The sequence below is a fragment of the Acidiphilium sp. AL genome, assembly GCF_025499445.1.
GTDB lineage: Bacteria > Pseudomonadota > Alphaproteobacteria > Acetobacterales > Acetobacteraceae > Acidiphilium > Acidiphilium iwatense.
Genome location: NZ_JAIMBZ010000018.1, coordinates 25,969 through 50,241, shown reverse-complemented (window position 1 = coordinate 50,241; position 24,273 = coordinate 25,969). Strand labels below are relative to the sequence as shown.

Genomic DNA, 24,273 nt, shown 5'->3' with positions numbered 1-24,273 from the left:
GGTGCCGGAGCCGGCCCGCCCCTTGAAAGCTTGCTCCTCCTTTACGCCGTTGCGGCGTCTTTCGCCCAACGGAACTCGGTTGCGTCAACCCACATCCGGTGCAGCACCACCGCGAGCTTGCGAGCGAGCGCGACTTTCGCCCGCTTCATGCCACGCCGCTTTGCCACACCCATCGCCCATCGCTTCAAGGCAGAAAACCGCGTTGCCCGTGTCAACATGATGTGCGCCGCCTCAAAAAGCGCTGTCCGCACCATGGCATCGCCGACCTTGCTGACCCCGCCGTCGATGTCGGTTTCGCCGGATTGGTATTTCTTCGGTGTTAATCCGAAATACGCGCCAACCATCCGGGATTTGCAGAACCGCTCGGGTTCGTCGACCGCGGAGCGATAGGTGATCGCGACGAGGGCGCCGACCCCGGGCGCACTCATCAACCGCCGGCAGACATGGTCTGCCCGTGCGATCTTCAGCATCGCGCGGTGCAGGCGGGTGAACTCACTCCATAGCGTAGCCCTGGCCTGCAGCATTGCGCCGATCACCGTCTCGAGCATGGCATGCCCGTCAGCAAGCTCCCGGATACGAACTTCAAAACGCCCGCGACTGACCTCGCCAACTTTTAGACCGAAGCCACGCAGGATACCGCGAATGCTGAGCTCCACATCCAACAGCTTGGCTTGCAGCAGCTTGCGTCCGACAAGCAGGGCGCGCACTTCCTGAGCGCCGGCCGACTTGGCATGCACTGGCCGATACCACCCCATGCGAAGCAGCTGAGCGATCCCGCGCGCATCTTTCCGATCGGTCTTCACCGTCATCGCCGACAGCGCCGCCTTCACATGCCGCGTCTCCAGCAGCACCACCTCGAAGCCGGCATCCACCAGCCCCTCACGCAGCCATTGCGATAGCGGACCCGCCTCAAGACCAATCCGGGTCAGCGGCAAGCCGATCCCGCCGACAAGTCGGCAAAGCGCTTCAGGCTCACTCGCCACCTTCGCCTCGCGAACGATCTTCCCCTTGCCATCCACCACGCACACGCTGCTCTCTTTCAGCGAGACGTCAATTCCAACATAATACTCCATGGCTGTTCCTCGATGATGCTTGGGGCCGACCCATTCGGACCCCCGTTCAACACACCATCACTCTGGGGGACAGCCACCACGCCGCCTATAGCTCGGCCACAGGCCCATTACGGCATCTAATCTTTGACGGGAGAAAGCCCGGCGCTTGCGCGCCGGGTTGGAGCAAAATCAGCTCATTTTCATCGTCTTGAGGTCGAAGTTCACCACGCTCTGGGTGCCTTGCGTGCCGTCGTCCTTCATCGGGATGCTGACGAAGCTGATCGACGAATAGTTGAGCGAGAGGGATTCGCTCGGCTTATCACCGCCCGAGCTCATGCTCAGGCCCGACATGATGACGTCCTTCAGTTTCACTTCGAGATATTTATCGACGCCGGAGCCAGATTTGTTGGTACGGGTGAAGACGATATCGACATCCTTCGCACCGCCGCTCAGCCCTTCCTTCAGGAGGTCGGGGCTCGAAACGTCATAATCCTTGGTGACGGTCACTTCGGACAGACTCGGCAGGCTGGATTCGCGGCCTTCGCCGCTGCCCGACTGCATCGCGACACCACGGCCGACACCCCATTGCACGCTGTTCAGCTCGATATATTTCGAATATCCCTCGGTGGTCACATCGCCGTCGATCGATGCGTATTTCATATAGATAGCCATAGTCTCTCTCCTGCTGGGTTGTGAAAAGCCTAGCCAAGCTCGTAACGGAACGATCCCTGCGGATCGATGCCGACAGTCACGCGGGAAATCGTCTCGCCCTCCGCCAACCGGGCCAGCACCTCCGCCGACAGCTCCGGCAGCAGGCTGCGCGAGAGGATGTTTTCCACGTTGCGCGCGCCGGACGAGCTTTCCTTGCAGCGCGCCGCGATGGTCTCGACCAGTTCGGGAACGTAATCGAAGCTCGCCTTGTAGGATTCGCGCACCCGGCGCGCGATCCGGTTGAGCTGCAGCCCGACGATCTGGCGGATCACCGCGTCCGATAGCGGGAAATACGGCACGAGCGTCACCCGGCCGAGAAAGGCCGGCTTGAAATATTTCATCAGCTCCGGGCGCAGCGCCTCGGCCAGCCCCGCCGCGTCGGGCGCGGTTTCGGGATCGGCGAACAGCTTGTCGATCAACTCGGTGCCGGCGTTGGAGGTCATGATGATGACGGTGTTCTTGAAGTCGATGTCGCGCCCTTCGCCGTCCTTCATGTTGCCCTTGTCGAACACCTGGAAGAACACGTCCTGCACGCCGGGATGCGCCTTTTCCATCTCGTCGAGCAGAATGACCGAATAGGGCCGCCGCCGCACCGCCTCGGTCAGCACGCCGCCCTCGCCATAGCCGACATAGCCGGGCGGGCTGCCCATCAGGAGCGAAACCTTATGCTCCTCCTTGAACTCGGTCATGTTGATCGTGGTGACGTTCTGCTCGCCGCCATAGAGCAGGTCAGCGAGGGTCAGCGCGGTTTCGGTCTTGCCGGTGCCCGAGGTCCCGACCATCAGGAACACGCCGATCGGCTTGCGCGGATCGGTCAGGCGGGCGCGCGAGGTGCGGATCGCCTGGGCGACGGCTTCCAGCGCGTGCGGCTGGCCGACGATGCGGCGCTCCATCGCCGCGCGCAGGTTGAGCACCGTGTTGATCTCATCGGACTGCATTCGTCCCGCCGGAATCCCGGTCCAACTTTCGACGATTTCCGCGACCGCCTGGCCGTCGACCACCGGAAAGATCAGCGGTTCCTCGCCCTGCAGGGCCTTCAGCGCGGCGGTTCGCTCGGCAAGTTCGGCGCGCAGTGCGTCCTTGTCCTCGGCGGAATCAGGGGTTTCGAGCTTGCCGCGCAATTCGGCTATCTTGGCCGCGAGGGTCTTTTCCTCGGCAAAGCGCGCGGTGAGCGCGGCGAGTTCGTCGGTCAGTTTCGCGCGTTCCTCGGCGAGTTCGCCGCGCCGCGCCGCGTGGTCGCCGCCGCTCGCCATCTCGCGGTCGAGAATGCCGGTTTCGGTGTCGATCAGGGCAATGCGGCGCCGGCGATCCTCGATCGGCGCGGGCTCGGTCACCTGGCTCATCGCCACGCGCGCGCAGGCGGTGTCGATCAGGGAAATCGCCTTGTCCGGTAACTGGCGCGACGGGATGTAGCGTGCGGAAAGCCGCACCGCCTCGCTGACCGCTTCGTCGAGAATGCGCACTTTGTGGTGTTTTTCCAAAGTGCCGACCAGGCCGCGGATCATCGCGGTCGCCATCGGTTCGGCCGGCTCCTCGACCTTCACCACCTGAAAGCGGCGGGTGAGTGCCGCGTCGCGCTCGAAATATTTCTTGTATTCGGCCCAGGTCGTCGCCGCGATGGTGCGCAATTCGCCGCGCGCGAGGGCGGGTTTCAGGATATTGGCGGCGTCGTTCTGGCCGGCCGCTCCGCCGGCGCCGATCAGCGTATGTGCCTCGTCGATGAACAGGACGATCGGCTTGGGCGAGGCTTTCACCTCGTCGATCACCGATTTCAGCCGGTTCTCGAATTCGCCCTTCACCCCCGCGCCGGCCTGGAGCAGCGTCATGTCGAGCGTGCGGATGGTGACGGGCTTCAGCGCCTCCGGCACGTCGCCCTCGGCGATCTTCAGCGCCAAGCCTTCGACCACGGCGGTCTTGCCCACCCCGGCCTCGCCGGTGAAGATCGGATTGTTCTGGCGCCTGCGCGTGAGGATGTCGATCGCCTGGCGGATTTCGAAGTCGCGGCCGAGGATCGGGTCGATCTTGCCGACGCGCGCGCGGGCGGTCAGATCGTCGGTGAACTGGTCGAGCGCCGCCGAACCGCCGGGGCGCGCCGCGCCGTCCTCGCCGCCAGCGGCGGGCGCGCCGTCCGCCGCGAGGGTCGCGCTCTGCGCCTCGGCGGAATTGCCGGTAATCGCGGCGAAATCGCGTTTCAGCGCGTCGGGCTGGATTTTCAGCAACTGGCCCGATGCGTCGCGGGCGCGGCGGGCCAGCCCTTCATCGGCCAGCAGCGCCCAGAGCAGATGGCCGGAGCGGGTGCGCGACAGCCCGTGCTCGATGGAGGCGAGCAGCCAGCCCTGTTTCGCGAGATCGACGATGTCGGGCGACAAAGCGGGGGCGCGGGCATTGCCGGTTTTCATCCGGTCGAGCCCGCGGTTGAGATCGATCAGGAAGCGTCCGTGATCGATCTCGTAATGGCGCAGGATGAGCGGAATGTCGGTGTCGGTGCCGTCGGCGAGCTTGAGCAGCCAGTGCTCGATCTCGACATTGTAATGGCTGCGCGACAGGGTAAGCCCCGCAGCGGCCTCCAGGCTGCGACGGCAATGATCATCCAGCCGTGCGATCAACGATTTCAGATCAATCGCCGCCATGACCTCCCTCTCGAATTTTTGCAGACCGAAACCATCCCGCGTCGTTCCGGCGCAAGAATAGTCACGTTCGATGTTATGTGTTAATGGTCTGCTTGTCCAGATCGGATCGGAAAACTTCGCTTTCGTATGACCTGTGTTACCTTGGAGACGCGTGGGCATGGCGCTCGACCTTACCGTTTTGTTAGAACCGATCGAGGGCGATGCGCCCTGCGGCGCCGATCTGCGCGCGGATTACGCGCCTCAGTCGCTTTACTACCGGCTGCGCGACGCGCGCTCTGACGCGCGGGCCGCCGAACGTGCGGCGGACGCCGATCCGTCGCTGGAGCCGGATGCCGCGCAGCATTGGCGCACTGTCCTGCAAGTTTCACAATCGGTGCTCGGGAAAACCCGCGATCTCGAGGTCGCGGCGTGGCTGACCGAGGCGCTGCTGCGCGAGGAGGGGCTTGGCGGTCTCGCGCAGGGCGCGCGGCTCATCGAAGGGCTGGCGAGAGGCTTCTGGGACGGTTTGCATCCGCTGCCCGACGAGGACGGGATGGAGACGCGGCTTGCCCCGGTCGCCGGGCTGAACGGGGTGGGCGGCGACGGCACGCTGATGCAGCCCTTGCGCAAGCTGCCGCTGTTCGCGATGCCCGACGGGACGCCGGTGGCGCTGTTCCAGTTCCAGCAGGCGGAGGAAACCGCGGGGCTCGGCGACGAGAAGCGCAAGGCCGCGCGAATTGCCGCGGGCGTTCCCGAATTCGCCAAGCTGGAGGTTGCGGCGCGCGCCGCCGGTGCGGCGCATTTCGCCGGCCTCGCGCGCGCGGCGCAGGATGCGGCGACCGCATGGCGCGCCATGGCTGCGGCGCTCGACGAGGTGGCCGGCGCGGATTCGCCGCCGACCGGGCGGGTGAGCGAATTGCTCGACCAGATTGCCGCGATCGCCCGGCGTTACGCGCCGGCGGTCGTGCCCGAAGCGGCGGCGCCCACGGAAGCCGAGGCTGAAACGATGGCAATGCCCGATCAGGCCGGCGGTGTGCCGCAGGCGCGCGGCCCGGTGCGCTCGCGCGAGGACGCGCTGCGCCAGCTTAGCGAAATCGCCGAATTTTTCCGCCGCACCGAGCCGCAATCGCCGATCCCGCTCACCATCGACGAGGCGGTGCGCCGCGCGCGGCTATCCTGGCCGGAACTGATCGAGGATATCCTGGCCGATCCGGCGACCCGGCAGGCGATGCTGACGGCGCTCGGGATTAAGCCGGGGCAGTGAGGAAAATTTAGGATTTTATTAGATCGAAACTCGCTCTCACTGATCGGCTGTCGCGAGTTGGAAGTATTGCGAGCCGGAGGCGAAGCAATTTATCTTGCCAACCCCGGAATGGACCGCTTCGCTTTCAGCTCGCGATGACGCAACGCGGGGAAACGGCGGAAGGAGAGCATTTGTCATGAGAAAAATCCATTGGCCAAATGGTAACGCTATTATCAAATTTATTGATTCAGGGGGCGTTGAATCCATCATATTTGCATTTTCAACGTTGTCATTCTTTTTTGTGACATTCCGCTCAATAATTGTTCGTGGTGCTGTGTTTAACTATTTGGCCTACTCAATCAATTTTACAATAATCCTGTGGAGCGGCGCTTATGTATTAATTAAAAATGATATTACAGCCCAAAACAAATCAAAAATTTCTGAAAAACTACATCAATTAGAACTTCGTTTAGAAAAATTAGAAAAAACTAAAGAACAATAACAATCTTGGAATACCATTTCGGACTCGTCTCGTTCAAAAATATTGAACAAATCAACGAACGCGTCTTACCCAACGCCCGGAGCAGACAGTTCGGTGACCAGCCGGAACGAGGCGGCGATGTCGTCGAGCTGATAGTGCGGCTGCAACAGGATGGTGCAGCCGAACGAGCCGGGTTTCGCCGGCAGTTCGCGCACCTGGACCGACGCGTCGAGCAGCGGGTAGCGCGCCCTGGTTTCCGCCCCGGCATCGCGATTGGCATTGGTGTAGCGGCGCAGCCAGGCGGACAATTCGCGCTCGATCTCGGCGGCGGTGCGGAACGCGCCGGTCATGTCCCGGCCCATCACCTTGATGAAATGGGCGAAGCGGGCGACGCAGACGATGGTGTTGAACTGCGCGGAGAGGCGCGCATTCGCCTCGGCGGCCTCGCCGCGCGGACCGGCATAGCGGCGCGGGGTTTGCAGGCTGCGCGCGGCGCCCAGCACGGTCTGGCCGCCGAAGCCGAGGGATGACAGCGCCATCAGCCCGGCATCGACCAGGGCGCGCTCCTGCGCGTCGGTCAAGGCAAGCTCGGTCTCGAACCGATCGAGCCCTTCCGGCGGATCGGGCGAGAAATGCGGCGCGGTGCCGGCCTCGATCAGGCCGCTGCCCGGCCAGTCCTGGATGTAGCCGCGCATGTCGGCCGGCCACTCATAGGTCGTCATCGCGCGGGCGACGGCGAAGGCGATGGCGTAGCCGGCGGCGAACCAGACGATGTCGTCGCCCGTGTCCACCTGCTCGGCATAGCGAAAGCCGCGCTGCGCCGCCGGCGCCTCATCCCAGAGCGGGCGGGCGCGCAGGCGCGGCAGGGCGATGCCGACGAAGCGCATATCCTCCCGGTTGCCGAGATTGCGGAACCGCTGATAGTCGGGCCCGGCGAAAATCGCCGCCGGGTTGAGCACGCCGGACAGCTCGTCGATCCGGTCCACCCCTAACAGCGCGGGTGCCGCGCCGAACACCATGGGCGAGAACGCGGCGGCGGCGACCGCCGACAAGGCGGCGAGGGCGGCGACATCGTCGGTCGCGGCACCAGGGCCGGGACGGTGGCGGATATCGTAATCCATCACCATCAGCCCATAGGGCTCGCCGCCTGGGCTGCCGAACTCATCCTCGTAGATCCGGCGAAACAGGTTGCTCTGGTCGAATTCCGGCGCGCGTTCGAGGTCGCGGCAAAGCTCCGGCCAGGACGCGTGCAGAACGCGCAGCCGGACGCGCCCGTTCACCTCGATCCGCGATGCGAGCCAGTCGAGGCCGCGCCAGCTTCCTTCGAGCCGGGTGAGGCGCGGATGGTGCAGGATCGCGTCGATCTGGCGGTTCAGCATCGCGTCGATCGTCGCGATGTCGTGGTCGAGGATCGCGCCGAACCGGTCGGGATCGCGCAGGATGCCGGCGGTATCGGCGCCGAGCCAGAGCGACAGCGCCGCCGGGGCCGAGGCGGTGAGAAATCGCGCGAGATCACCGGCCGCCGCCTGATGCCGGTCGCCGAAATAGCGGCCGGACAAAACGGCCTCGCGCAGCATCTTGATTAGAGAGTGTTGGGGAATTCGCTCTGGCGAGTGAGCCGGCGGTGTTTTGCGAGCACCGGAGCGGAGCGTACGTCAGTACGTGAGCACCGGAGCGCGGCAAAACGCCGTCGGATCGCCGCCAGAGTAGGATTCATGCCTTTTGCGGGATGCGGGCGACCATCCGCATCGACGTGGTCAATTCCTCCATCTGCAGCCAGGGGCGCAGATAGGCGACCGCGTTGTAGGAGCCGGGCTTGCCGGGGATTTCCTTGACCTCGACCTTCGCCTCGCGCAGCGGATACTTGGCCTTCATTTCCGGCCCGGCATCGGGGTTGCCGTTGACATAGTTGCCGATCCAGCGATTCAGCCAGTTCTCGCAATCCTTGGCTTCCATGAACGAGCCGATCTTGTCGCGCGCCATGACCTTGAGGAAATGGGCGAACCGGCTGGACGCCATGATATAGGGCAGGCGGGCGGAAATCGCGGCGTTCGCGGTGGCGTCCGGCCGGTCGTATTTCTTGGGTTTCTGCGCCGACTGCGCGCCGAAGAACACGGCATAGTCGGTGTTCTTGTAGTGGCAGAGCGGCAGGAATCCGAGATTCGAAAGCTCGAACTCGCGCCGGTCGGTGATGCCGATTTCGGTCGGGCATTTGGCGTCCATGTCGCCATCGTCGGACTGGAAGACGTGGAACGGCAGGTTCTCGACCTTGCCGCCGCCCTCGGCGCCGCGGATCGCCACACAGAAGCCCGACGTGGCGAAGCTCGCGGTCAGCCGCTCGCCCATCATGTAGGCGGCGTTCATCCAGCAATAATCGTGATGCCCCATCGGCCGCGCCGCACCCGACGGGTCCTGCGGCGCTTCCTCGTAATTGAAGTCCTCGACCGGCGCGGTCGCGGCGCCGTAGGGCATCCGGGCGAGCACCCGTGGCATCACCAGCGAGACGAAGCGGGAATCCTCGGTGTCGCGGAAGCCGCGCCATTTCGCGTATTCCGCCGTGTCGAAGATCTTGGCGAGATCGCGCGGTTTCGACAGCTCGTTCCAGTCCGAGAAGCCGAACATGCCGGCGCCGGCGGCGGAGATGAACGGCGCGAAGGACGCGGCGGCGACGTTGGAGATCAGCCGTAGCGATTCGATGTCGTCCGGGTGGTTGGTCCATTCATAGTCGCCGATCAGCGCGCCATAGGGCTCACCGCCCGGCGTGCCGAATTCGTTCTCGTAGAGCTTCTTGAACAACTGGCTCTGGTCGAACTCGACCGCCTTGGTCAGGTCGCGGTTCAGCTCCCGCTTGGTCATATTCACGACCTTGATCTTGAGCGAGGTGCCGGTTTCCGAGTTCATCACCAGATGATGCAGGCCGCGCCAGCTTCCTTCGAGCTGAAGGAAGCGCGGATTGTGCATCACCTCGTTGAGCTGGACCGAAAGTTTGTGGTCGATCGCGGCGATCGCGCGGTCGATCGTGCGGGTCAGGTTCTTGTCGAAGGTGACGGTGCCGGTCAGCGCTTCCTGGACCAGCGTTCTCACCAATTCCTGCGCGCGATCGGGCTCGGTCTGCTTGGTCGCGCCCACCACCTGGTCGAGCAGGCTGACGGTTTCGGTCGTCGTCGTCGTGGCGGCGGCGGGGTCTGACTGGGTGCCGGACATCGATCAACCCTCCTGCTTGCCGAGGCCGAGTTCGCCGGACAGCGCCTTCAGCTCCGCATCGTTCTGCAGCACCTGTTCGAGCAGGGATTCGAGCTGCTCGGAACGGTCGGCCTTGCTCATCAGGTCGCGCAATTTGTTGCGCGTCTCCAGCAGCGCCTTGAGCGCCGGCACCTGCTGCACCACCCGCTCCGGGTCGAAATCCTCGATGCCGTTGAATTTGAGATCGACCGCCATCTGGCTGCCGTCGTCGGCGAGCTTGTTGTCGACCTTGAGCTTGAGGCCGGGCGTCATCCGCGCCATCACGTCGTTGAAATTGTCGCGGTCGATCTGGATGAATTTCCGGTCGGCCAGCGGCTTCAGCGGCTGGGTCGGATCGCCGGAGAAATCGCCCATGACGCCCATGACGAAGGGCAGTTCGCGTTCGATCTGCGCGCCTTCGGTTTCGACATCGTAGGTGATATGCACGCGCGGCTTGCGCACGCGTTTGAGTTTTTCATGAATACTGCCGCTCATCGTCCGGTCCCCCAAAAGGCGCCTGTGTCGCGAGCCGTCACTGTTTCGGGTGAAACATCGGCCATAAGTCGTGCCGGATCGCACGACCCGGCCGGTTCCGTTCTTTTGCCGGATCGTATGCCGCCGCCGCACGCAAGGTCAACCGTAATCGGCTCGGCTTCGATCGTCGCACGGTCCCGCCGGGATGTTAGCGCACCCTTGCGGGGCCGTAAACATCACGATTGCGATGGCATTGCGCCGGCGCCGGTGTTTCAATACGATCGTTCGTAACGTAACGGGCAGGGGCGTTGACAATGCAGGGCAACACGATACCGACGGAAGGCAGTGCGGGAGCCGCGTTCCGGGCCGGGCGTCTCGACGATGCGATCGCCGCCGCGACCGTTGCGGTGAAGGCGAAGCCCGCCGATGTCGCCGCACGGGTTCTGCTCGCGGAAATGCTGGTCTTCGCAGGCAATTTCGAACGCGCCGACGTACTGCTCGACGCCGCCGGCCAGCTCGATCCCGGCGCCGCGGTGGTGGTTGCCGAGTTCCGCCAGTTGCTGCGCGCCGAGATGGCGCGCCGCCAGCTTTATCGCGACGGGCGGGTGCCGGAGTTTCTGGACGAGCCGGGGCCGGTCGAACGCGCATTGCTGGAAGCGCTGGTCGCGCTCCGGGCCGGCGACGCGGCGGCGGCACGCAAGGCGGCCGATGCGGCCGAAGCCGGCCGCAAGACAATGACGGGCGAAGCCGACGGCGTTAAGTTCGAGGATTTCCGCGACGCGAGCGATATCACCTCCGGCATTCTCGAAGTTCTGACCACGACCGGGAAATATTTCTGGGTGCCGATCGCCCGCGTCGCCGAGATCACCTTCCATAAGCCCGTGCGGCCGCGCGACCTGATCTGGCGCCGGGCCAGCCTTGCCGTCGCGTCCGGGCCGGACGGCGATGTCTATATCCCGGTCACCTATGCGTCGGATGATCCGGCACTCGGCGCGGAATACCGCCTCGGCCGCGCCACGGTCTGGACCGAAGGCGACGGGCCGGTTGCCGGGGTCGGTCAGCGCGAGTTCCTGGTGGGTGACGAGGCGGTGCCGATCATGGAACTCGGCGCGCTGCGCTTCGCCGAATGATGAGCGCCGGATTTCCGTGAGCGGCAAGGCCGCCTTCAATGACCGGGTGCGCGATGCCGGGGCGCGGGTGCAGCTTTCGCCGCTCGACCGGCTGCTCGACGACGCGCCGGACCGCGACCGCGACCGGCCGATTTCGCCCGGCGAGGCGCTCGCCGTGCTGCGCCGCGCGGTGCGGCGCGATCTCGAAGCCCTGCTCAACGCCAAGCGCCGCTGGCGGTCGCTGCCGCCTCTGCTCGGCGAGTTGCAATCCTCGATCGCCGGCTACGGGTTGCCCGATTATACCTCGGGCAGCATGGCCGATCCGGGGGCGCGGGAGGCGTTCCGCGCCGAGGTCGAGCGCACGATCAAGCTGTTCGAGCCGCGTTTCGCGCAAGTGACGGTGCGGCTGGTGCCGGCGGAAAATCCGCTCGACCCGACACTGCATATGCGGATCGACGGGTTGCTGCACGCCGATCCGGCGCCCGAGCCGATCAGCTTCGATACCGTGGTGGACGCGACCTCTGCCGAGATCGAAGTGAAAGGCGAGCGTTTTGTCTGACGCGCTGCTGCCTTATTTCAACCGCGAACTGCTCGCGATCCGCAAGCTCGCGGCGGAGTTCGCCGAGACCCATCCCAAGATCGCCGGACGGCTGCGGCTGTCGCCGGATGCGGTGGACGATCCGCATGTCGCCCGCCTGCTCGACGGCGTCGCGTTCCTGTCGGCGCGGGTCCATAAACGTTTGGACGACGAGTTTCCCGAGCTGACCGACGCGCTGCTCGGCGCGCTCTATCCGGGATTTCTGGCGCCGATCCCCTCGGCGGCGATCGCACAGTTCGAATGCCGGCCCGATTTGCAGGCGAATGTTCATCTGAAAGCCGGTTTCGTGCTGGAGACCGAGCGGGTGCGCGGCCAGGCGTGCCGGTTCCAGACCGCCTATCCGGTTTCGCTCTGGCCGGTACGGATCGAGCAGGTCCGGCTCGCCGGCCAGCCTTTCGTGGCGCCGGTCAATCCGCTCGCGCCGGGTGCGGCGTCGGTGCTGCGCATCGTGCTCGGCACCATGGCGCCGGAGCTGAGCTTCGCAGCACTCGGGCTCGACCGGCTGCGGTTTTATCTGCGCGGCGGTCCGGCGATCGCGCCGCATCTGTACGAATTGCTTGCCGCCCATACGATCGGGGTGGCGCTGGCCGAGGCGCCGGGCGATCCGAACCCGGTGATCCTGGGGCGCGAGGCGGTGGTGCCGGTGGGTTTCGCCGAGGACGAGGCGCTGTTGCCCTGGCCCTCGCGCGGCTTCACCGGATTCCGGCTGCTCGCCGAGTATTTCGCGTTTTCCGAAAAATTCATGTTCTTCGATCTCGACGGGCTCGACCGCAAGACGCTCGCGCATTCGGGCAACCGGCTGGAGATTTTCATCTATCTCGACCGTTCGGCGATCGAGCTGGAGCGTGCGGTGAGCGCCGAGCACCTCGCCCTCGGCTGCACGCCGGTGGTGAACATCTTTTCCCAGCATTGCGAGCCGATCCGCCTGGATCACACCGATACCGAATATCGGGTGGTGCCGGACGCACGGCGTGCCACCGGCATGGAGGTCTGGGGCATTACCGGCGTGCGGGAGACCGATCGTGAAGGCAATGTGAAGCCGTGGCTGCCCTTCTATCGCGCCGGTCATGGCGAGGGCGCGGCGCCGGGCGGGTATTATCTCGAAGCGCGCCGCCCGGCGACGGCGGCGCTGGGGGGAACCGAGACGTTCCTCGCACCCTTCGCGCCGGAATTCGACCCGCAGACCAGCGCAGATACGGTGCTGTCGGTCGAGGCGCTGTGCGTCAATCGCGATCTGCCGGCGGCGCTGCCGTTCGGCGGCGGCCATCCACATCTGACGCCGCTATCGCCGCATGATGGGGTTTCGCGCATCGCCTGCCTGACGCCGCCGGGGACGACGTTACGGCCGCGCCTTGCCGAGCGCGGCGCGTGGCGGCTGATTTCGCATCTCTCGCTCGGGCATTTGTCGGTGGTCGGCGGGGCGGAGGGTGCGGCGGCGCTGCGCGACGTGCTGCGCCTGTACGACCGGGCGGAGACGGCGGAAACACGGGCGGCGATCGAGGCGCTGATCGGCGTTTCGGCGAAGCCGGGCATCGCGCGGGTGCCGGGCGGGCGGCTCGGCAGCTTCTGCCGCGGGCTCGACGTGACGCTCGAATTCGACCCGAAACCCTACCAGGAAAACGGGCTGTTTCTGCTCGGCGCGGTGCTGGAACGGTTTCTCGCGCTGCACGGCACGATCAATTCCTTCGTCCGCACCACGCTGCGGCTGCGCGGCCGGACCGATCCAGCGATGCGGTTTCCGCCGCGCGCCGGGCATCGCACCCTGTTATGACGGAAGGGCCGTTCGCCCGGCTGGTGCGCGTGCCGGCGCGGTTTCGCTTCGGCGCGGCGGTGCGGCTGCTCTGGATCGCGTCGGGCAGGCGCGATGCGGGCGAGGCGATCGGCTTTTCGGCGCCGGTGTCGCTCGCGCATCCGGTTGCCGAAGTCGATGCGGCGGCACCGGGACGGCTTTCGACAAGGCTGATCGGGCTAATCGGCGCATCGGGGCCGCTGCCGCGCTGGTATACCGAGCTGGTCGCCCAGGCGAACCGGGCCCGCTCGCCGGCGATGGCGGATTTCCTCGCGCTGCTGGCGCAGCGGCTGGTTGCGGGCTTCGCCGTCGCGGGGGTGAAATATCGTCCGCATCTCGCGGCGGAGATCGGGCACCGGACGGTGATGCGCCACAACGGGGCGGCGGACGATCCGGCGGCAAGCGATCCCGCCGGGCGGATCCTGCTGGCGCTGACCGGGTTCGATACCAGGCACCTGATCGGGCGCCTGGCCGCCGGGGCGCCGGCGATCCAGCATTACGCGGGTTTCTTTGCGAGCCGGCCGCGCTCGGCGGACCGGCTGCGGGCGCTGGTGTCGGACTGGCTGGAACGGAAGGTGGAGATCGAGGAATTCGCCGGGAGCTGGCTCCGGCTCGATCCCGACGAGCAGAGCCGCATGCCGCGCGGCCGCTCGCCCGGCCAGTTCAACCGGCTGGGCGTGGATTGCGCGGCGGGCGCGCGCGCCTTCGACCAGCAGGCGCGATTTCTGCTGCGCATCGGTCCGCTGTCGCGGAGCGAATTCGAGGCGCTGCTGCCGGACAAGCCGGTGCTGCGGCGGCTGGTCTCGATGGTGCGCGCCTATGTGGGCATGGAGGCCGATTTCGCGGTGAACCTGATTCTCGACCCCGCCGAAATCCCGGTGATGAAGCTGGGCGGCGCTTCGGCGCCCAGACTGTCCTGGACCGGCTGGCTGCCCTCGCCCGCTTCGGCGCTGACCGGGCCGCCGCGCGCCGATCAGGCGACCTTCAGTGCGGCGACGATCGAATCCGCGAGGACGGCATGAGCTGGGGGGGCGGCTATGTGACCGATATCGCCTATGCGCCCGGATTTTATGCCGAGCAGTCGCCGCGCCAGATGGCGCTGACCGCGCTGGTCGCGGGATTCGCGGCGCCGATTCCGAACCGGGATGGGGCGTTCCATTTCGTCGATATCGGCTGCGGGCGCGGTTTCACCGCGCTGATCCTGGCGGCGGCGAATCCCGGCTGGCAGGTGACCGGGCTCGATTTCAACCCCGCCCATGTCGCGGCGGCACGCTCGCTCGCCGCGCGGGCGGGCATCGCCAATTGCCGGTTCGTCGAGGCCGATCTTGCGCGGTTCGCCGAAAGTCCCACCGCGATGGCGCTGCCCGAGATCGATGCCGCGAGTCTACACGGGGTCTGGACCTGGGTGGCGCCGCCGGTGCGGGACGGCGTGCTGCGGCTGCTCGATGCGAAGTTGAAGCCGGGCGGCCTGTGCCATGTCAGCTACGACGTGCTGCCGGCCTGGCGCGGGATGCTCGGGCTGCAGCGGCTGATGCGCGAAAGCGGGTCGCGCCTCGCGTTTCGCGCCGATCGTCAGGCCGAGCGCGGTTTCGGTCTGGTGCGGCGGCTGGCCGAAGCGGGGGACGACGTGGTCGAACCCTGGGCGCGGCGGATCATCGAACATATCGCCGACAAGCCCGCCGCCTATCTCGCCCATGAATTCATGAACGAGAACTGGGCGCCGTGCTTTCATATCGATGTCGCGGTGCGGTTCGCCGAAGCAAAACTGTCCTATGCCGGCTCGGCGCGGCTGCTGGAGAATTTCCCGGATCTGATCATCGGCGATGTCGCGCGCGCGATTGCCGCCGAGTTCGAGGACCCGGTGATGCTGGAGCTGATCAAGGATGTCTGCACCGGGCAGCCGCTGCGCCACGACGTGTTCATCCGCGGCGCGATGCGGCTGGAGCCGGCGCGGCGGGACGCGATGCTGAGCGGGATATGGCTCGGCCTCGCAGTGCCTCATGCGCGCCGGAAGCTGGAATTCAACACGTCGTCAGGCCGGGCGACGATGAACGAAGCCCTCTACGAGCCGGTTTTCGCGCGGCTTGCCCAAGGGCCGGCGAGCATCGGCGAGTTGCTCGATGTCGCGCGGCGCGGCGATCCGGCCAGGACGACCGTGACGCAGCCGGCGGAGCTTGCCGCCATGCTAGTCGGCACCGGGCAGGCGGTGGCCGTGGCCGATCCGGCGGCGCGGATGGACCCGGCCTCGGTGCGGCTGAATGCCGCGATGTTTGCCGAAATCGCGCAGGGCGGCAGCGTGATGCAGCCGGTCGGTTTGGCGGTGCCCGCGCTCGGCGGCGGGTTCACCCTGCCGGGCCTCGCCGCCTTCGCCGTGTTGCGCCAGCAGGATTGGCTGAACGAGGCGACGATCGGACAGGCGCTGCCCCGGCCGGACCGTGCGACCCTCACGCGCTGGGCCGAGGATGTCGCCGAGCGGACGGACGCCGAGACCCACGAAAAAATCACGGACGCCTTCGCCTCGTTTTTCGAGGATCAGGCTGAGATGCTGAACGCGCTCGGGCTGGTGTGCTGAAGGTGCGCGGGTGGTTTTTTGGCGGCGCTGAGGTTTCGGTTGTTTGATCTGGAAGGGTCAAAAGAGGCTATTTGGGTAGATTGGGTGGAACGAAGTTCGGGACATTCGTTCTGGCTACGTATTATCGTGACATAGGCAATGAAACGATTGCCATGCCGAGCGGCCTTCGAGAGCTTGTCCGCTCCAGTACCGCGCCTTTGGGATCGCGTGACGTGAGTGAGGTTCCGGGGCGGTACTGGCAAGACCAACGGCGGAAACAGTCACCGTTTCCGTCGCATCCGCATCTGGAGTTGCGCGACGGGCTCGATGTCTATCTGGTGCTGCCGCATTCGTTCGACACCCACGAAGCGCGGCGGTTCCAGGTGTTCGGGGATGGGTGGCACCAGGATTACATCGGCGGGATCGGCCTCGATCGTCTGCTGGATGCCCTGAAGCACGGCCACCGGGTCAGCGGGAGCGTTGGCAACGAGATCGACGCGATCCGCGACTTCTACATGGACTGGCAGCATGTCTGGTCCATGGATCAGGCGCCGCAACTGATCGACCGGCTGAAGCGGGACGTCGAGAACCGGTCCGTCGCGGTGTTCTGTTTCCGGCGCTCACCGCACCAGGGCATCATCCGCCGGGACCCCGGCCGGCCGATCCCGCCGGCGGCCGGCGCGGTTTCCGGCTGGAGCGGGCGGCAGAAGATCGTCGCGATGTTCAAGGCGATCCCCGACTGTCTGGTCGGCGCTGCGAAGGGCGAGTTCGAGGCGTTTCTGACGCCTGAGAACCTGACCATCATGGCGGTGTTCCTTGGTGGCATCGGGGCGCTCCAGGCTGTTCCGGGGGCAGATGCTGCCGTGGATATGATGATCGCGAGTCTGGCCTGGTGGCAGTTCGGCTGGGCGGGGGTGATCGCCGGCAAGGATTTCATCGAGGCGGTGATCAAGGCCGACCGAGCGACCACGCGAGACGAGATTTTGCTGGCGGCCAAGCTGGCAGCGGCGGCGCTGGTTTCTCTCGGTATTACAGTCCTGCTCAAAAAAATCACCGAGAATGTGCATGAGGTCCGGTTGGCCAAGGACGAGCCACAAGAAGAACCGCCGTCTAATCCGGTGCAAAAGGACAAAATTCGCACAGAGCGATCTCCAATTAAGAGTCCAAAACTTCGTTCAGATCTGTCGAATGAATGGTTTGATCCGAAGACTGGAAAATTATCATGGCCACCGAACGACGGGTTTTCATCGGACCAGGTTGGTCAAACACTTGATCCCGGAACGCAAATTGACCGGTATGGATCGAATTTTGGTAGATTTTTGTCACCGAAAGGAGCTTCTTTCGGAGCGCGCGCACTTCCGTATGACGAGGCTTCGATGCCATATCATGCGTTTGAGGTTCTGAAACCACTCACTGTTCAGTCTGGACGGGCTGCGGCATGGTTTGATGAAGAAGGCGGGGCAACACAATATATGACATCCAGTTCGGTTGATGAATTGATAAAAAATGGCTTTCTAAAGGAGATCGCTCCATGAATAAGAATGACATGAAAAAAATATTAGAAAAAAATGGGATAAAAGAAAACGTCGTATACGAAATAACAGACACTAATATTGGTGATCTTTTTGGTGTTGAAGAGACCATACAAGGATGGTCTGTGTATTATAGCGAGCGTGGAAAAAAACAAATATTAGCAACATTTGATAATGAGGATTCTGCGTGCAGAGCAATGCTACAGAAGGTTTCGCAGAGAATGATGGAAGACTATGGGGAAGAGGTGGATTTTCAAAAATGAGATTTTCAGAAAATTTGCTTGATCCAATGGCAATGGGTTGATCCATCTCGGGGTATAGAAAATTATTTTGCACCGGACGGAACAACGCCATACCAACTTGGTATAAATAATGTTGGCCGTATTTTACAAATAACCGATCCCGGAAACCACGGCAAGCCGTTTCAGGGCCATGATCGCGGCGAACAGGTTGGCCAAATCGTCCTTGTCGGTCAGGTAAATGCTGACCTGGACCCGATCGAAGCCATAGCCCGCCAAGATGCCACCGATATCGGCATAGGTTTGCGACACCCTCTTGGGATAGTTCGCGACCGAGGCAATCCACCGGTTGGAAAGACCGGATTGCTTCACCCGCAGCGCGGGTTCGCAATGACGCGTGCCGAAAACCGCGACGCTCTCGATTCTTTCCCGCGGTTGACAGGGCTTGGTTGGGCGGATCGACTGGCGTGGTTTCGGGAGATCGCGCTCATGCTGGAAACCCTGTTGGCCCTGCTCGCGGCGACGGTGATCACCGTGCCGATCGCCCGCCGCCTCGGCGTGGGCAGCATCGTCGGCTATCTCGTCGCCGGCCTCGCGATCGGCCCGGCCGGGCTGCGGCTGGTCACCGGCGTCGCGCAGATCCAGAACGTCACCGAACTCGGCGTGATCATGCTGCTGTTCCTGATCGGGCTGGAAATCCGGCCGCACCGACTCTGGATTCTGCGCAAGACCATTCTCGGCCTCGGTTTCGGTCAGATGCTGCCGAGTGCGGCGATTCTCGCTTTGCTCGGCCATCTCGCCGGTCTCGCCTGGCTGGTGGCCGCGCTGATCGGGCTCGGCCTTGCGTTGTCATCCACAGCCATCGTCCTGCCGATGCTGAAGGAGCGCAGCTTGCTCAGCGCCGCTTCGGGGCGGGACGCGTTCGCGGTCCTGCTGTTCCAGGACATGGCGTTCATTCCGCTGGTGGCGTTGGTGCCGCTGTTCGGTGCCGCGCATCTGCCGAGCCATCTTCCGGCCCATCTGCCGTGGCTTGCCGCCGGGCGGGCGGTGCTCGCCGTGATTGCCATTCTGGCGGGCGGGATGTTCCTGGTCGAGCGCATTTTTCGGCTGATCGGCGGCGCGCGGAACCCAGAGGTGTTTACCGCGATGACCTTGCTGATCGTGATCGGCACCGCGGTCCTCGCTCATTGGTCGGGGCTGTCGGCTTCGCTCGGCGCCTTCATGGCCGGGGCGCTGCTGTCCGATTCCGAGTTTCGCCATGCGATCCAGGCCGATATCGAACCGTTCGAAGGGCTGCTGCTCGGGTTTTTCTTCATCTCGGTCGGCATGTCGGTCGATGTCCATTTGCTGGCGGCACAGCCTTTGACGATCCTGGCCGCCGTCGCGGCGATGCTCGCGGTGAAAGCGCTGGTCGGGTTCGCCGTCTCCTTCGTCAAGCGCCGCAATGGGCCCACCGCGCTGCGCTTCGCCGCCGCCCTGCCGGAAGGCAGCGAATTCAGCTTCGTCCTGTTCGGGGTCGCCGTGACCGCCGGCGTGCTGCCCAAGACCACCGCCGATCTCGCGACGCTCGCGGTCGCCGCGTCGATGATCGTAACCCCGCTTATCTTTGCCGCGATCGAGCGGCTGGCGATTCCGCGCATGGGAAAGCGGCCCGCGCCGGCGGACGACATCGCGTCCGGTGCGCCGGCGCCTGTGATCATCTGCGGGTTCGGCCGGGTCGGGCAGATCGTCGGGCGGCTGCTCTCGGTGCGCCGGATTCCGTTCACGGCACTCGATCAGAATGCCGGGCAGGTCGCTTTCGTGCGTCGGTTCGGCGCGCGCGTGTTTTTCGGTGACCCGACGCGGCTTTCCGTGCTGCGCGCGGCGGGGGGCGATGCGGCGCAAGTGCTGGTGATCGCGCTGGACGACGCCGAGGCGGCGCTGAAACTCGCTGAGCTCGCGCGCCGGTATCTGCCGCATCTCACCATTCTCGCCCGCGCGCGCAACCGCCGCCATGCCCAGCTCCTGCTCGATCTCGGCGTGTCGCACATCGTGCGCGAAACCCTGCTCTCCAGCCTGAAACTCGGCGAAATGACGCTGACCGCGCTCGATATTGGCGCCGGCGAGGCGGCGCGGACCGTCGAGGCATTCCGCGAGCACGACGAACGGATTCTGACCGACACCAGGAGTTTCGCCGCCGATGAAGGCCGGGTGATCGCGAGCTTGCAGCAGAGTATCGCCGAATTGCAGGAATTGTTCGAGGCGGATCGCCGATAGCCCTCGTGGGTATACGCTGGCGCCGGCCCAGGCGAGAATGTCAGAGTATCGCATGATGCATAACGCGGGGTCAGTTAGGGAATTTTCAAGGCGGTTCCACCCGCCGGCAGGAATCTCGCTGCCTGATCGGCGGCCCAGAAATCGCTTGCGTGCCAACTCATATTGCCGCTATCGTCCTTAACCGGATTGAATAAAAATGCTGGCCTGGACGATGGCGATCCGATCTGGGTCGTAGCAGAGGGCGGCTGTGTGGGTAAAGGGCCGAAGCAATGCTTGACAAGCGATTCACCCGCCGCGTATTTCTCGTATCCTCGACCTCCTGTGCGGCACTTCTCGGCAGTTTAACACGAGCGAGCGCCGATACCTATCACGGCGCGCTGCCCTGGTCCCCTGACCAGGATCATGCGCCGGTGCCGGTTTCGGAAAGTGGGTGGACCTATTTCACGCCGGCGGAAGCGGCGACGATCGAGGCGCTGGTGGACCGGCTGATTCCGGCGGACGATCTTTCCCCCGGCGGCAAGGAGGTCGGCATCGCCGTCTATATCGACAGGCAGCTTTCGGGCGCGTTCGGCCAGGATAAGGGGCTCTACATGGCGCCGCCGTTCGCCGAGGGATTGCCGGGGCAGGGGTCACAAAGCCCGATCACGCCGGCGCAGCGCTATCGGAAAACCATCGACGCGCTGAATGAATATTGTGCCGATGCCTATTTCGGCAAGTCATTCGCTCAGCTCGCCGCAACCGAGCAGGACAAGATCATCGTCAAGATGGAATCGGGAATGCTTCGACTGAAAGGGCTCAGCAGCAAGGCGTTTTTTCAGATCCTTTGGCAGAACACCAAGGAAGGTTTTTTCGCCGATCCGGTCTATGGCGGCAATCGCGGCATGGCGGGATGGAAGATGATCGGGTTTCCAGGCGCGCGCTATGATTACCTGGATTGGGTCGATCGGCACAACGAGCATTATCCCAAGCCGCCGATCGGCATTGAATCGCATCCCGACTGGTCCGCTCACTCCTGAGCCGAGGTATACATCCATGGCGCGTACTCTTCCACGAACGGACGTCGCAATCATCGGGTTGGGCTGGACCGGAGCCATCATGGCCTATGAGCTGACCGGTGCGGGATTGAATGTCGTCGCACTCGAACGCGGCGTCTGGCGCGACACCGCGACCGATTTTCCGCCTTCCTGGGCGCCGGACGAATTGCGCTACGCGATCCACCTCGACCTGTTCCAGAGGCCGGAGCAAAGCACTGTGACCTTGCGCAACAAGATCGGACAGACCGCCTTGCCGGTGCGCAAGTTCAGCTCGTTTCTACCCGGCAATGGCGTGGGCGGTGCGGGTGTCCATTGGAATGGCATGACCTACCGGTTTCTGGAAACCGATTTCAAGCTTCGCTCGCATCTGACCAAGCGTTACGGCAGCAAGATCCTGCCCGAGAACATGACCATTCAGGATTGGCCGGTCAGCTATCAGGATCTCGAACCCCATTACGACAGGTTCGAGAAACTCACTGGAATTTCAGGTACGGCCGGCAATCTCGATGGCAAGATCCAGCCCGGTGGCAACCCGTTCGAGGGGCCGCGTAGCTCGGAATATCCGACGCCCGCAAACAAGCAGCCGCTGGGTTCCACGCTCTATGGCAAGGCTGCGCAGTCGCTCGGCTATCATCCGTTTCCGGTGCCATCGGCGAATCTGTCGCAAACCTACACCAATCCGCTGGGCGTCGCGATGGGGCAATGCACCTATTGCGGCTTTTGCGAGCGGTTCGGCTGCGGTAATTATTCGAAAGCGAGCCCGCAGACCTGCGTGCTGCCGGCCCTGATGCTGCGCAAAAATTTCGAGGCGCGGACCAACTGCAACGTAACGAAGATCAATCTCGACAGCACGGGGAAGAAAGCCACCGGCGTCACTTATGTCGATCAGGCGGGTGAAACCTTGATGCAGCCGGCCGACATGGTGCTGGTATGCGCGTTTTCGTTCAACTGCGTCCATCTGCTTCTGCTTTCCGGTATCGGCAAACCCTACGATCCGAAGACCAATACCGGTGTCGTCGGACGCAATTACGCCTATCAGTGCACCTCCGGCGTTCTGGTGAAGCTGAAGGACACGATCCTTAATCCGTTCATTTCCGGCGGCGCGATCGGCGTGTCCGTCGATGATTTCAACGGCGACAATTTCGATCATTCCGGGCTCGGTTTCGTCGGCGGCGGCGTGATGTCGGCGACCCAGACCGGCGGCCGGCCGATCGGCCAGATTTCGTATTTTCCAGACGATCCGAAATGGGGCTCGGGCTGGAAGAAGGCGACCAAGGAAAATTATCAATCGGTCTATGCGCTGGGCATTCAGGGCAGCGTTTACAGTTATCGGGATGCCTATCTCGATCTGGACCCGACCTATAAGGATCCGTATGGCAGCCCGCTGCTGCGCATGACCTTCGACTGGCACGAGAACGAGCTGAAAATGTCCGCGTTCGTGACGAAGAAACTGGCCGGGATCGGCAAGGCCATGGGTGCGTCACGGCTGGCAGCCTATCCGCGAACCGCGCCCTATTCCGTGGTTCCCTATCAGACGACACATAATACGGGCGGCGCGGTGATGGGTGACAATCCATCGAACAGCGTGGTCAACAGATATCTGCAAAGCTGGGACGTATCGAACGTCTTCGTTTTCGGAGCCAGCGTGTTTCCGCAAAACGCCGGATATAATCCCACCGGAACCGTGGGAGCGACGACCTATTGGGCGCTGGACGCGATCAAGACGAAATACCTGAAAAATCCTGGGCCGATGGTGCCCATGTGAAAGCGGAAGATCATGAGACAGGCCATTTCGTCATGCCTATTCGTTCTGATGTGCTTCGCTTTCGAAGCCGTACTGGTTCCGCCGACTTCGGCGGCGTCGTCGCAGTCGGGGACCGCGAGCGCGCAAACGCTCGCGCAGGGCAAAAAGCTGGTCATGTCGAATGGCTGCGCCGGCTGTCATAACGCTCCGGGCGGAGCTACGCTGGTGGGTGGGCGGGTTATCGGCGGTTGGACCGCTCCGGGACTGACCAACGACAAGCGCACTGGCCTCGGGAACTGGTCGGCCGGGGAAATCGCGGATTATCTGAAGACCGGGCGGAATTCCTATGCTGCGGCGGCTGGGCCGATGGCAGGGATTGTGACCAATGTGACCGCAAAAATGAGCGAGGCGGAGGTCGACGCCATCGCGGCGTATCTGAAATCCCTGCCGGGTAAAGCGGCTAACATCCGTCCGGTCGCGGCCAGCAACCCGGCGATGATAAGGGGCGGGGCGGTATACGCCGACGAATGCGCGGCGTGTCACACGCTTCGGGGCGTCGGCCAGGCGCGGCTTTTCCCGGCCCTGAAGGGCAGCCCTGAGGTTCAGGCGGATAATCCGACGACCTTACTGCGCGTGGTTCTGCAGGGCGCTCAAAGCGTCGGCACCGAGGCGGCGCCGACGGCAAGCGCGATGCCCGCCTTCGGAAAGCTGTTGAACGATCAACAGATCGCCGATGTTCTGACCTATATCCGCAATGACTGGGGCAATGCGGCGGCTCCTGTCGCCAAGGATGCGGTGGCGGCCGCGCGCAAGACGCTGCAGAAAACCCCGTGAGAATAGCTGCGTGTTTTCTGCGTGCGGGTCATCATGCGGCGTTCGCCTGGTTTTCCGTCCACGTTCCGGTATTCTCCGTGGTGGGTGCATAGTTCAGGAAAGCCCAGCGCAGAGGCAGCACGCCGCGCCGGCGCCATCCGTGAGAGACTTGCAGGCGCCAGAGCCGTTCGGCGCCCTTGAACCGGCGCACCGGCGACGAGATGAGGGGCGATCGGATCGTCCGGGTCTGGACGCGCGCCGATGCGCAGGGTTTGCGGGTCGGGGCTGGCGACGAAACCCGGAGATCCGGTCAGAATCGTCGCGACCGGCCAGCCCGCGCCGTCGAGCGTCGCGATGGGCAGGAACGGCAGCATGGCGAAGAAGGCCCGGTGCTGGTCCGGCATGAAATTGCGGATCGCGGCGCCGGAAAGCCGGGTGCCGGCAAGACGCTGCGCCTCGCGCTCGCCCGCATGGAACGGATCGGCATTCATGGCCGGCATCTATGCGGCGGATGGAACCGGCGAGCGCGGCACCGATGCGGCCTCGTACGGATCGTCAGGCAGCCAGATTTCCCCGGAATCATAGCGTTTCGCCAGATGAACCAGATCGCGTTCGAATCCGCGGGCACGCGCGTGCCGTCCTCGGAACCGGAATCTGACCCAGCGGATTCAAGGCCAGAAAGCCGGGCTCTGCCGGAATTCGGCCGGCGCTGCGACGATCCGATAGGGTAACCCCAGCATCCGCAGCAGCAACTCGACCCGGTGGCAATGGCCGGACAGCTTGGTGGCGTAGAGCGTGATGTCGGGTTGAGGCATG

The 24,273-nt window shown here is 64.1% G+C and carries 22 protein-coding genes; 14 read left to right on the top strand and 8 right to left on the bottom strand.

Going from position 1 to position 24,273, the window contains the following annotated elements; genetic code table 11:
- Window positions 1-41: 41 nt before the first annotated feature.
- The 3 genes from AiwAL_RS11845 to tssH all read right to left on the bottom strand — a co-directional run bounded on the left by AiwAL_RS11845 (window position 42) and on the right by tssH (window position 4,393).
- Complete coding sequence (locus tag AiwAL_RS11845; RefSeq protein ID WP_262312744.1) at window positions 42-1,073, bottom strand: IS110 family transposase; 1,032 nt, start codon at window positions 1,071-1,073, stop codon at window positions 42-44.
- Window positions 1,074-1,241: 168 nt separating this feature from the next.
- Entirely contained in the window at window positions 1,242-1,724 is a 483-nt protein-coding gene (locus tag AiwAL_RS11840) for a type VI secretion system tube protein Hcp (RefSeq protein ID WP_235704871.1), read from the bottom strand.
- 29 nt (window positions 1,725-1,753) lie between these two features.
- Window positions 1,754-4,393, bottom strand: coding sequence for a type VI secretion system ATPase TssH (gene tssH / locus AiwAL_RS11835; protein ID WP_235704870.1), 2,640 nt, complete (start codon window positions 4,391-4,393; stop codon window positions 1,754-1,756).
- A 157-nt stretch (window positions 4,394-4,550) separates the two neighbouring features.
- On the opposite strand from tssH, the gene tssA reads away from it, so the two are divergent.
- Both tssA and AiwAL_RS11825 read left to right on the top strand, forming a co-directional pair.
- Complete coding sequence (gene tssA, locus AiwAL_RS11830; protein ID WP_235704869.1) at window positions 4,551-5,636, top strand: type VI secretion system protein TssA; 1,086 nt, start codon at window positions 4,551-4,553, stop codon at window positions 5,634-5,636.
- A gap of 94 nt (window positions 5,637-5,730) precedes the next feature.
- A complete protein-coding gene (locus tag AiwAL_RS11825; RefSeq protein WP_235704868.1) occupies window positions 5,731-6,117 on the top strand; it encodes a hypothetical protein in 387 nt (128 codons plus the stop codon).
- Between the two features lie 65 nt (window positions 6,118-6,182).
- Here the strand turns inward: AiwAL_RS11825 and tssC (AiwAL_RS11820) are convergent, their stop codons facing one another.
- The 3 genes from tssC (AiwAL_RS11820) to tssB all read right to left on the bottom strand — a co-directional run bounded on the left by tssC (AiwAL_RS11820) (window position 6,183) and on the right by tssB (window position 9,813).
- Entirely contained in the window at window positions 6,183-7,655 is a 1,473-nt protein-coding gene (tssC, locus tag AiwAL_RS11820) for a type VI secretion system contractile sheath large subunit (RefSeq protein ID WP_262312743.1), read from the bottom strand.
- A 154-nt stretch (window positions 7,656-7,809) separates the two neighbouring features.
- Window positions 7,810-9,300, bottom strand: a complete 1,491-nt coding sequence (gene tssC / locus AiwAL_RS11815; RefSeq protein WP_235704866.1) for a type VI secretion system contractile sheath large subunit — start codon at window positions 9,298-9,300, stop codon at window positions 7,810-7,812.
- A 3-nt stretch (window positions 9,301-9,303) separates the two neighbouring features.
- Window positions 9,304-9,813, bottom strand: a complete 510-nt coding sequence (gene tssB, locus AiwAL_RS11810) for a type VI secretion system contractile sheath small subunit (protein WP_235704865.1) — start codon at window positions 9,811-9,813, stop codon at window positions 9,304-9,306.
- Between the two features lie 293 nt (window positions 9,814-10,106).
- Here tssB and AiwAL_RS11805 point away from each other — a divergent pair, with 293 nt between their 5' ends.
- The 7 genes from AiwAL_RS11805 to AiwAL_RS11775 all read left to right on the top strand — a co-directional run bounded on the left by AiwAL_RS11805 (window position 10,107) and on the right by AiwAL_RS11775 (window position 17,634).
- The gene (locus AiwAL_RS11805; RefSeq protein ID WP_235704864.1) at window positions 10,107-10,922 is read left to right on the top strand and encodes a type VI secretion system accessory protein TagJ; all 816 of its coding nucleotides are present in this window, start codon (window positions 10,107-10,109) and stop codon (window positions 10,920-10,922) included.
- A gap of 16 nt (window positions 10,923-10,938) precedes the next feature.
- Window positions 10,939-11,460: a type VI secretion system baseplate subunit TssE gene (gene tssE / locus AiwAL_RS11800; protein WP_235704863.1), complete on the top strand. Its 522-nt coding sequence runs from the start codon at window positions 10,939-10,941 to the stop codon at window positions 11,458-11,460.
- The gene (gene tssF / locus AiwAL_RS11795; RefSeq protein ID WP_262312742.1) at window positions 11,453-13,270 is read left to right on the top strand and encodes a type VI secretion system baseplate subunit TssF; all 1,818 of its coding nucleotides are present in this window, start codon (window positions 11,453-11,455) and stop codon (window positions 13,268-13,270) included. The genes tssE and tssF overlap by 8 nt, the downstream gene beginning before the upstream one ends.
- Window positions 13,267-14,310 carry a type VI secretion system baseplate subunit TssG gene (gene tssG / locus AiwAL_RS11790; RefSeq protein ID WP_235704861.1) on the top strand — a complete coding sequence of 348 codons (1,044 nt, stop codon included), beginning with the start codon at window positions 13,267-13,269 and terminating at the stop codon, window positions 14,308-14,310. Before tssF ends, tssG begins: the two co-directional genes overlap by 4 nt.
- Window positions 14,307-15,860 (top strand): class I SAM-dependent methyltransferase, encoded by a 1,554-nt coding sequence (locus AiwAL_RS11785; protein ID WP_235704860.1) that lies wholly within the window; start codon window positions 14,307-14,309, stop codon window positions 15,858-15,860. The genes tssG and AiwAL_RS11785 overlap by 4 nt, the downstream gene beginning before the upstream one ends.
- A gap of 212 nt (window positions 15,861-16,072) precedes the next feature.
- The gene (locus AiwAL_RS11780) at window positions 16,073-17,374 is read left to right on the top strand and encodes a TNT domain-containing protein (protein WP_235704859.1); all 1,302 of its coding nucleotides are present in this window, start codon (window positions 16,073-16,075) and stop codon (window positions 17,372-17,374) included.
- Window positions 17,371-17,634 (top strand): hypothetical protein, encoded by a 264-nt coding sequence (locus AiwAL_RS11775; RefSeq protein WP_235704858.1) that lies wholly within the window; start codon window positions 17,371-17,373, stop codon window positions 17,632-17,634. The genes AiwAL_RS11780 and AiwAL_RS11775 overlap by 4 nt, the downstream gene beginning before the upstream one ends.
- A gap of 123 nt (window positions 17,635-17,757) precedes the next feature.
- Here AiwAL_RS11775 and AiwAL_RS11770 read toward each other — a convergent pair whose 3' ends face one another.
- On the bottom strand, window positions 17,758-17,922 hold the full coding sequence (locus AiwAL_RS11770; RefSeq protein ID WP_235704857.1) for a hypothetical protein: 165 nt from the start codon (window positions 17,920-17,922) through the stop codon (window positions 17,758-17,760).
- Window positions 17,923-18,099: 177 nt separating this feature from the next.
- On the opposite strand from AiwAL_RS11770, the gene AiwAL_RS11765 reads away from it, so the two are divergent.
- The 5 genes from AiwAL_RS11765 to AiwAL_RS11745 all read left to right on the top strand — a co-directional run bounded on the left by AiwAL_RS11765 (window position 18,100) and on the right by AiwAL_RS11745 (window position 24,042).
- Window positions 18,100-19,866, top strand: a complete 1,767-nt coding sequence (locus AiwAL_RS11765) for a monovalent cation:proton antiporter-2 (CPA2) family protein (RefSeq protein ID WP_235704856.1) — start codon at window positions 18,100-18,102, stop codon at window positions 19,864-19,866.
- Between the two features lie 269 nt (window positions 19,867-20,135).
- Window positions 20,136-20,882: a gluconate 2-dehydrogenase subunit 3 family protein gene (locus AiwAL_RS11760; RefSeq protein WP_235704855.1), complete on the top strand. Its 747-nt coding sequence runs from the start codon at window positions 20,136-20,138 to the stop codon at window positions 20,880-20,882.
- A gap of 16 nt (window positions 20,883-20,898) precedes the next feature.
- A complete protein-coding gene (locus tag AiwAL_RS11755; protein ID WP_262312741.1) occupies window positions 20,899-22,665 on the top strand; it encodes a GMC family oxidoreductase in 1,767 nt (588 codons plus the stop codon).
- A gap of 12 nt (window positions 22,666-22,677) precedes the next feature.
- On the top strand, window positions 22,678-23,478 hold the full coding sequence (locus AiwAL_RS11750; RefSeq protein WP_262312740.1) for a cytochrome c: 801 nt from the start codon (window positions 22,678-22,680) through the stop codon (window positions 23,476-23,478).
- A gap of 240 nt (window positions 23,479-23,718) precedes the next feature.
- A complete protein-coding gene (locus AiwAL_RS11745) occupies window positions 23,719-24,042 on the top strand; it encodes a hypothetical protein (protein WP_235704852.1) in 324 nt (107 codons plus the stop codon).
- Window positions 24,043-24,125: 83 nt separating this feature from the next.
- Here AiwAL_RS11745 and AiwAL_RS11740 read toward each other — a convergent pair whose 3' ends face one another.
- Entirely contained in the window at window positions 24,126-24,272 is a 147-nt protein-coding gene (locus AiwAL_RS11740; protein WP_262312739.1) for a hypothetical protein, read from the bottom strand.
- Between the last annotated feature and the right edge of the window lies 1 nt (window position 24,273).

Bases quoted from the DNA above. Each gene is read 5' to 3' on its own strand.
- AiwAL_RS11760 (WP_235704855.1), top strand. From the start codon at position 20,136: ATGCTTGACAAGCGATTCACCCGCCGCGTATTTCTCGTATCCTCGACC.
- AiwAL_RS11740 (WP_262312739.1), bottom strand. From the start codon at position 24,272: ATGCCTCAACCCGACATCACGCTCTACGCCACCAAGCTGTCCGGCCAT.
- AiwAL_RS11755 (WP_262312741.1), top strand. From the start codon at position 20,899: ATGGCGCGTACTCTTCCACGAACGGACGTCGCAATCATCGGGTTGGGC.
- tssA (WP_235704869.1), top strand. From the start codon at position 4,551: ATGGCGCTCGACCTTACCGTTTTGTTAGAACCGATCGAGGGCGATGCG.
- AiwAL_RS11775 (WP_235704858.1), top strand. From the start codon at position 17,371: ATGAATAAGAATGACATGAAAAAAATATTAGAAAAAAATGGGATAAAA.
- tssC (WP_235704866.1), bottom strand. From the start codon at position 9,300: ATGTCCGGCACCCAGTCAGACCCCGCCGCCGCCACGACGACGACGACC.
- AiwAL_RS11765 (WP_235704856.1), top strand. From the start codon at position 18,100: ATGCTGGAAACCCTGTTGGCCCTGCTCGCGGCGACGGTGATCACCGTG.
- tssB (WP_235704865.1), bottom strand. From the start codon at position 9,813: ATGAGCGGCAGTATTCATGAAAAACTCAAACGCGTGCGCAAGCCGCGC.
- tssG (WP_235704861.1), top strand. From the start codon at position 13,267: ATGACGGAAGGGCCGTTCGCCCGGCTGGTGCGCGTGCCGGCGCGGTTT.
- AiwAL_RS11845 (WP_262312744.1), bottom strand. From the start codon at position 1,073: ATGGAGTATTATGTTGGAATTGACGTCTCGCTGAAAGAGAGCAGCGTG.
- AiwAL_RS11750 (WP_262312740.1), top strand. From the start codon at position 22,678: ATGAGACAGGCCATTTCGTCATGCCTATTCGTTCTGATGTGCTTCGCT.
- AiwAL_RS11745 (WP_235704852.1), top strand. From the start codon at position 23,719: ATGCGCAGGGTTTGCGGGTCGGGGCTGGCGACGAAACCCGGAGATCCG.
- tssH (WP_235704870.1), bottom strand. From the start codon at position 4,393: ATGGCGGCGATTGATCTGAAATCGTTGATCGCACGGCTGGATGATCAT.
- AiwAL_RS11785 (WP_235704860.1), top strand. From the start codon at position 14,307: ATGAGCTGGGGGGGCGGCTATGTGACCGATATCGCCTATGCGCCCGGA.
- AiwAL_RS11805 (WP_235704864.1), top strand. From the start codon at position 10,107: ATGCAGGGCAACACGATACCGACGGAAGGCAGTGCGGGAGCCGCGTTC.
- AiwAL_RS11840 (WP_235704871.1), bottom strand. From the start codon at position 1,724: ATGGCTATCTATATGAAATACGCATCGATCGACGGCGATGTGACCACC.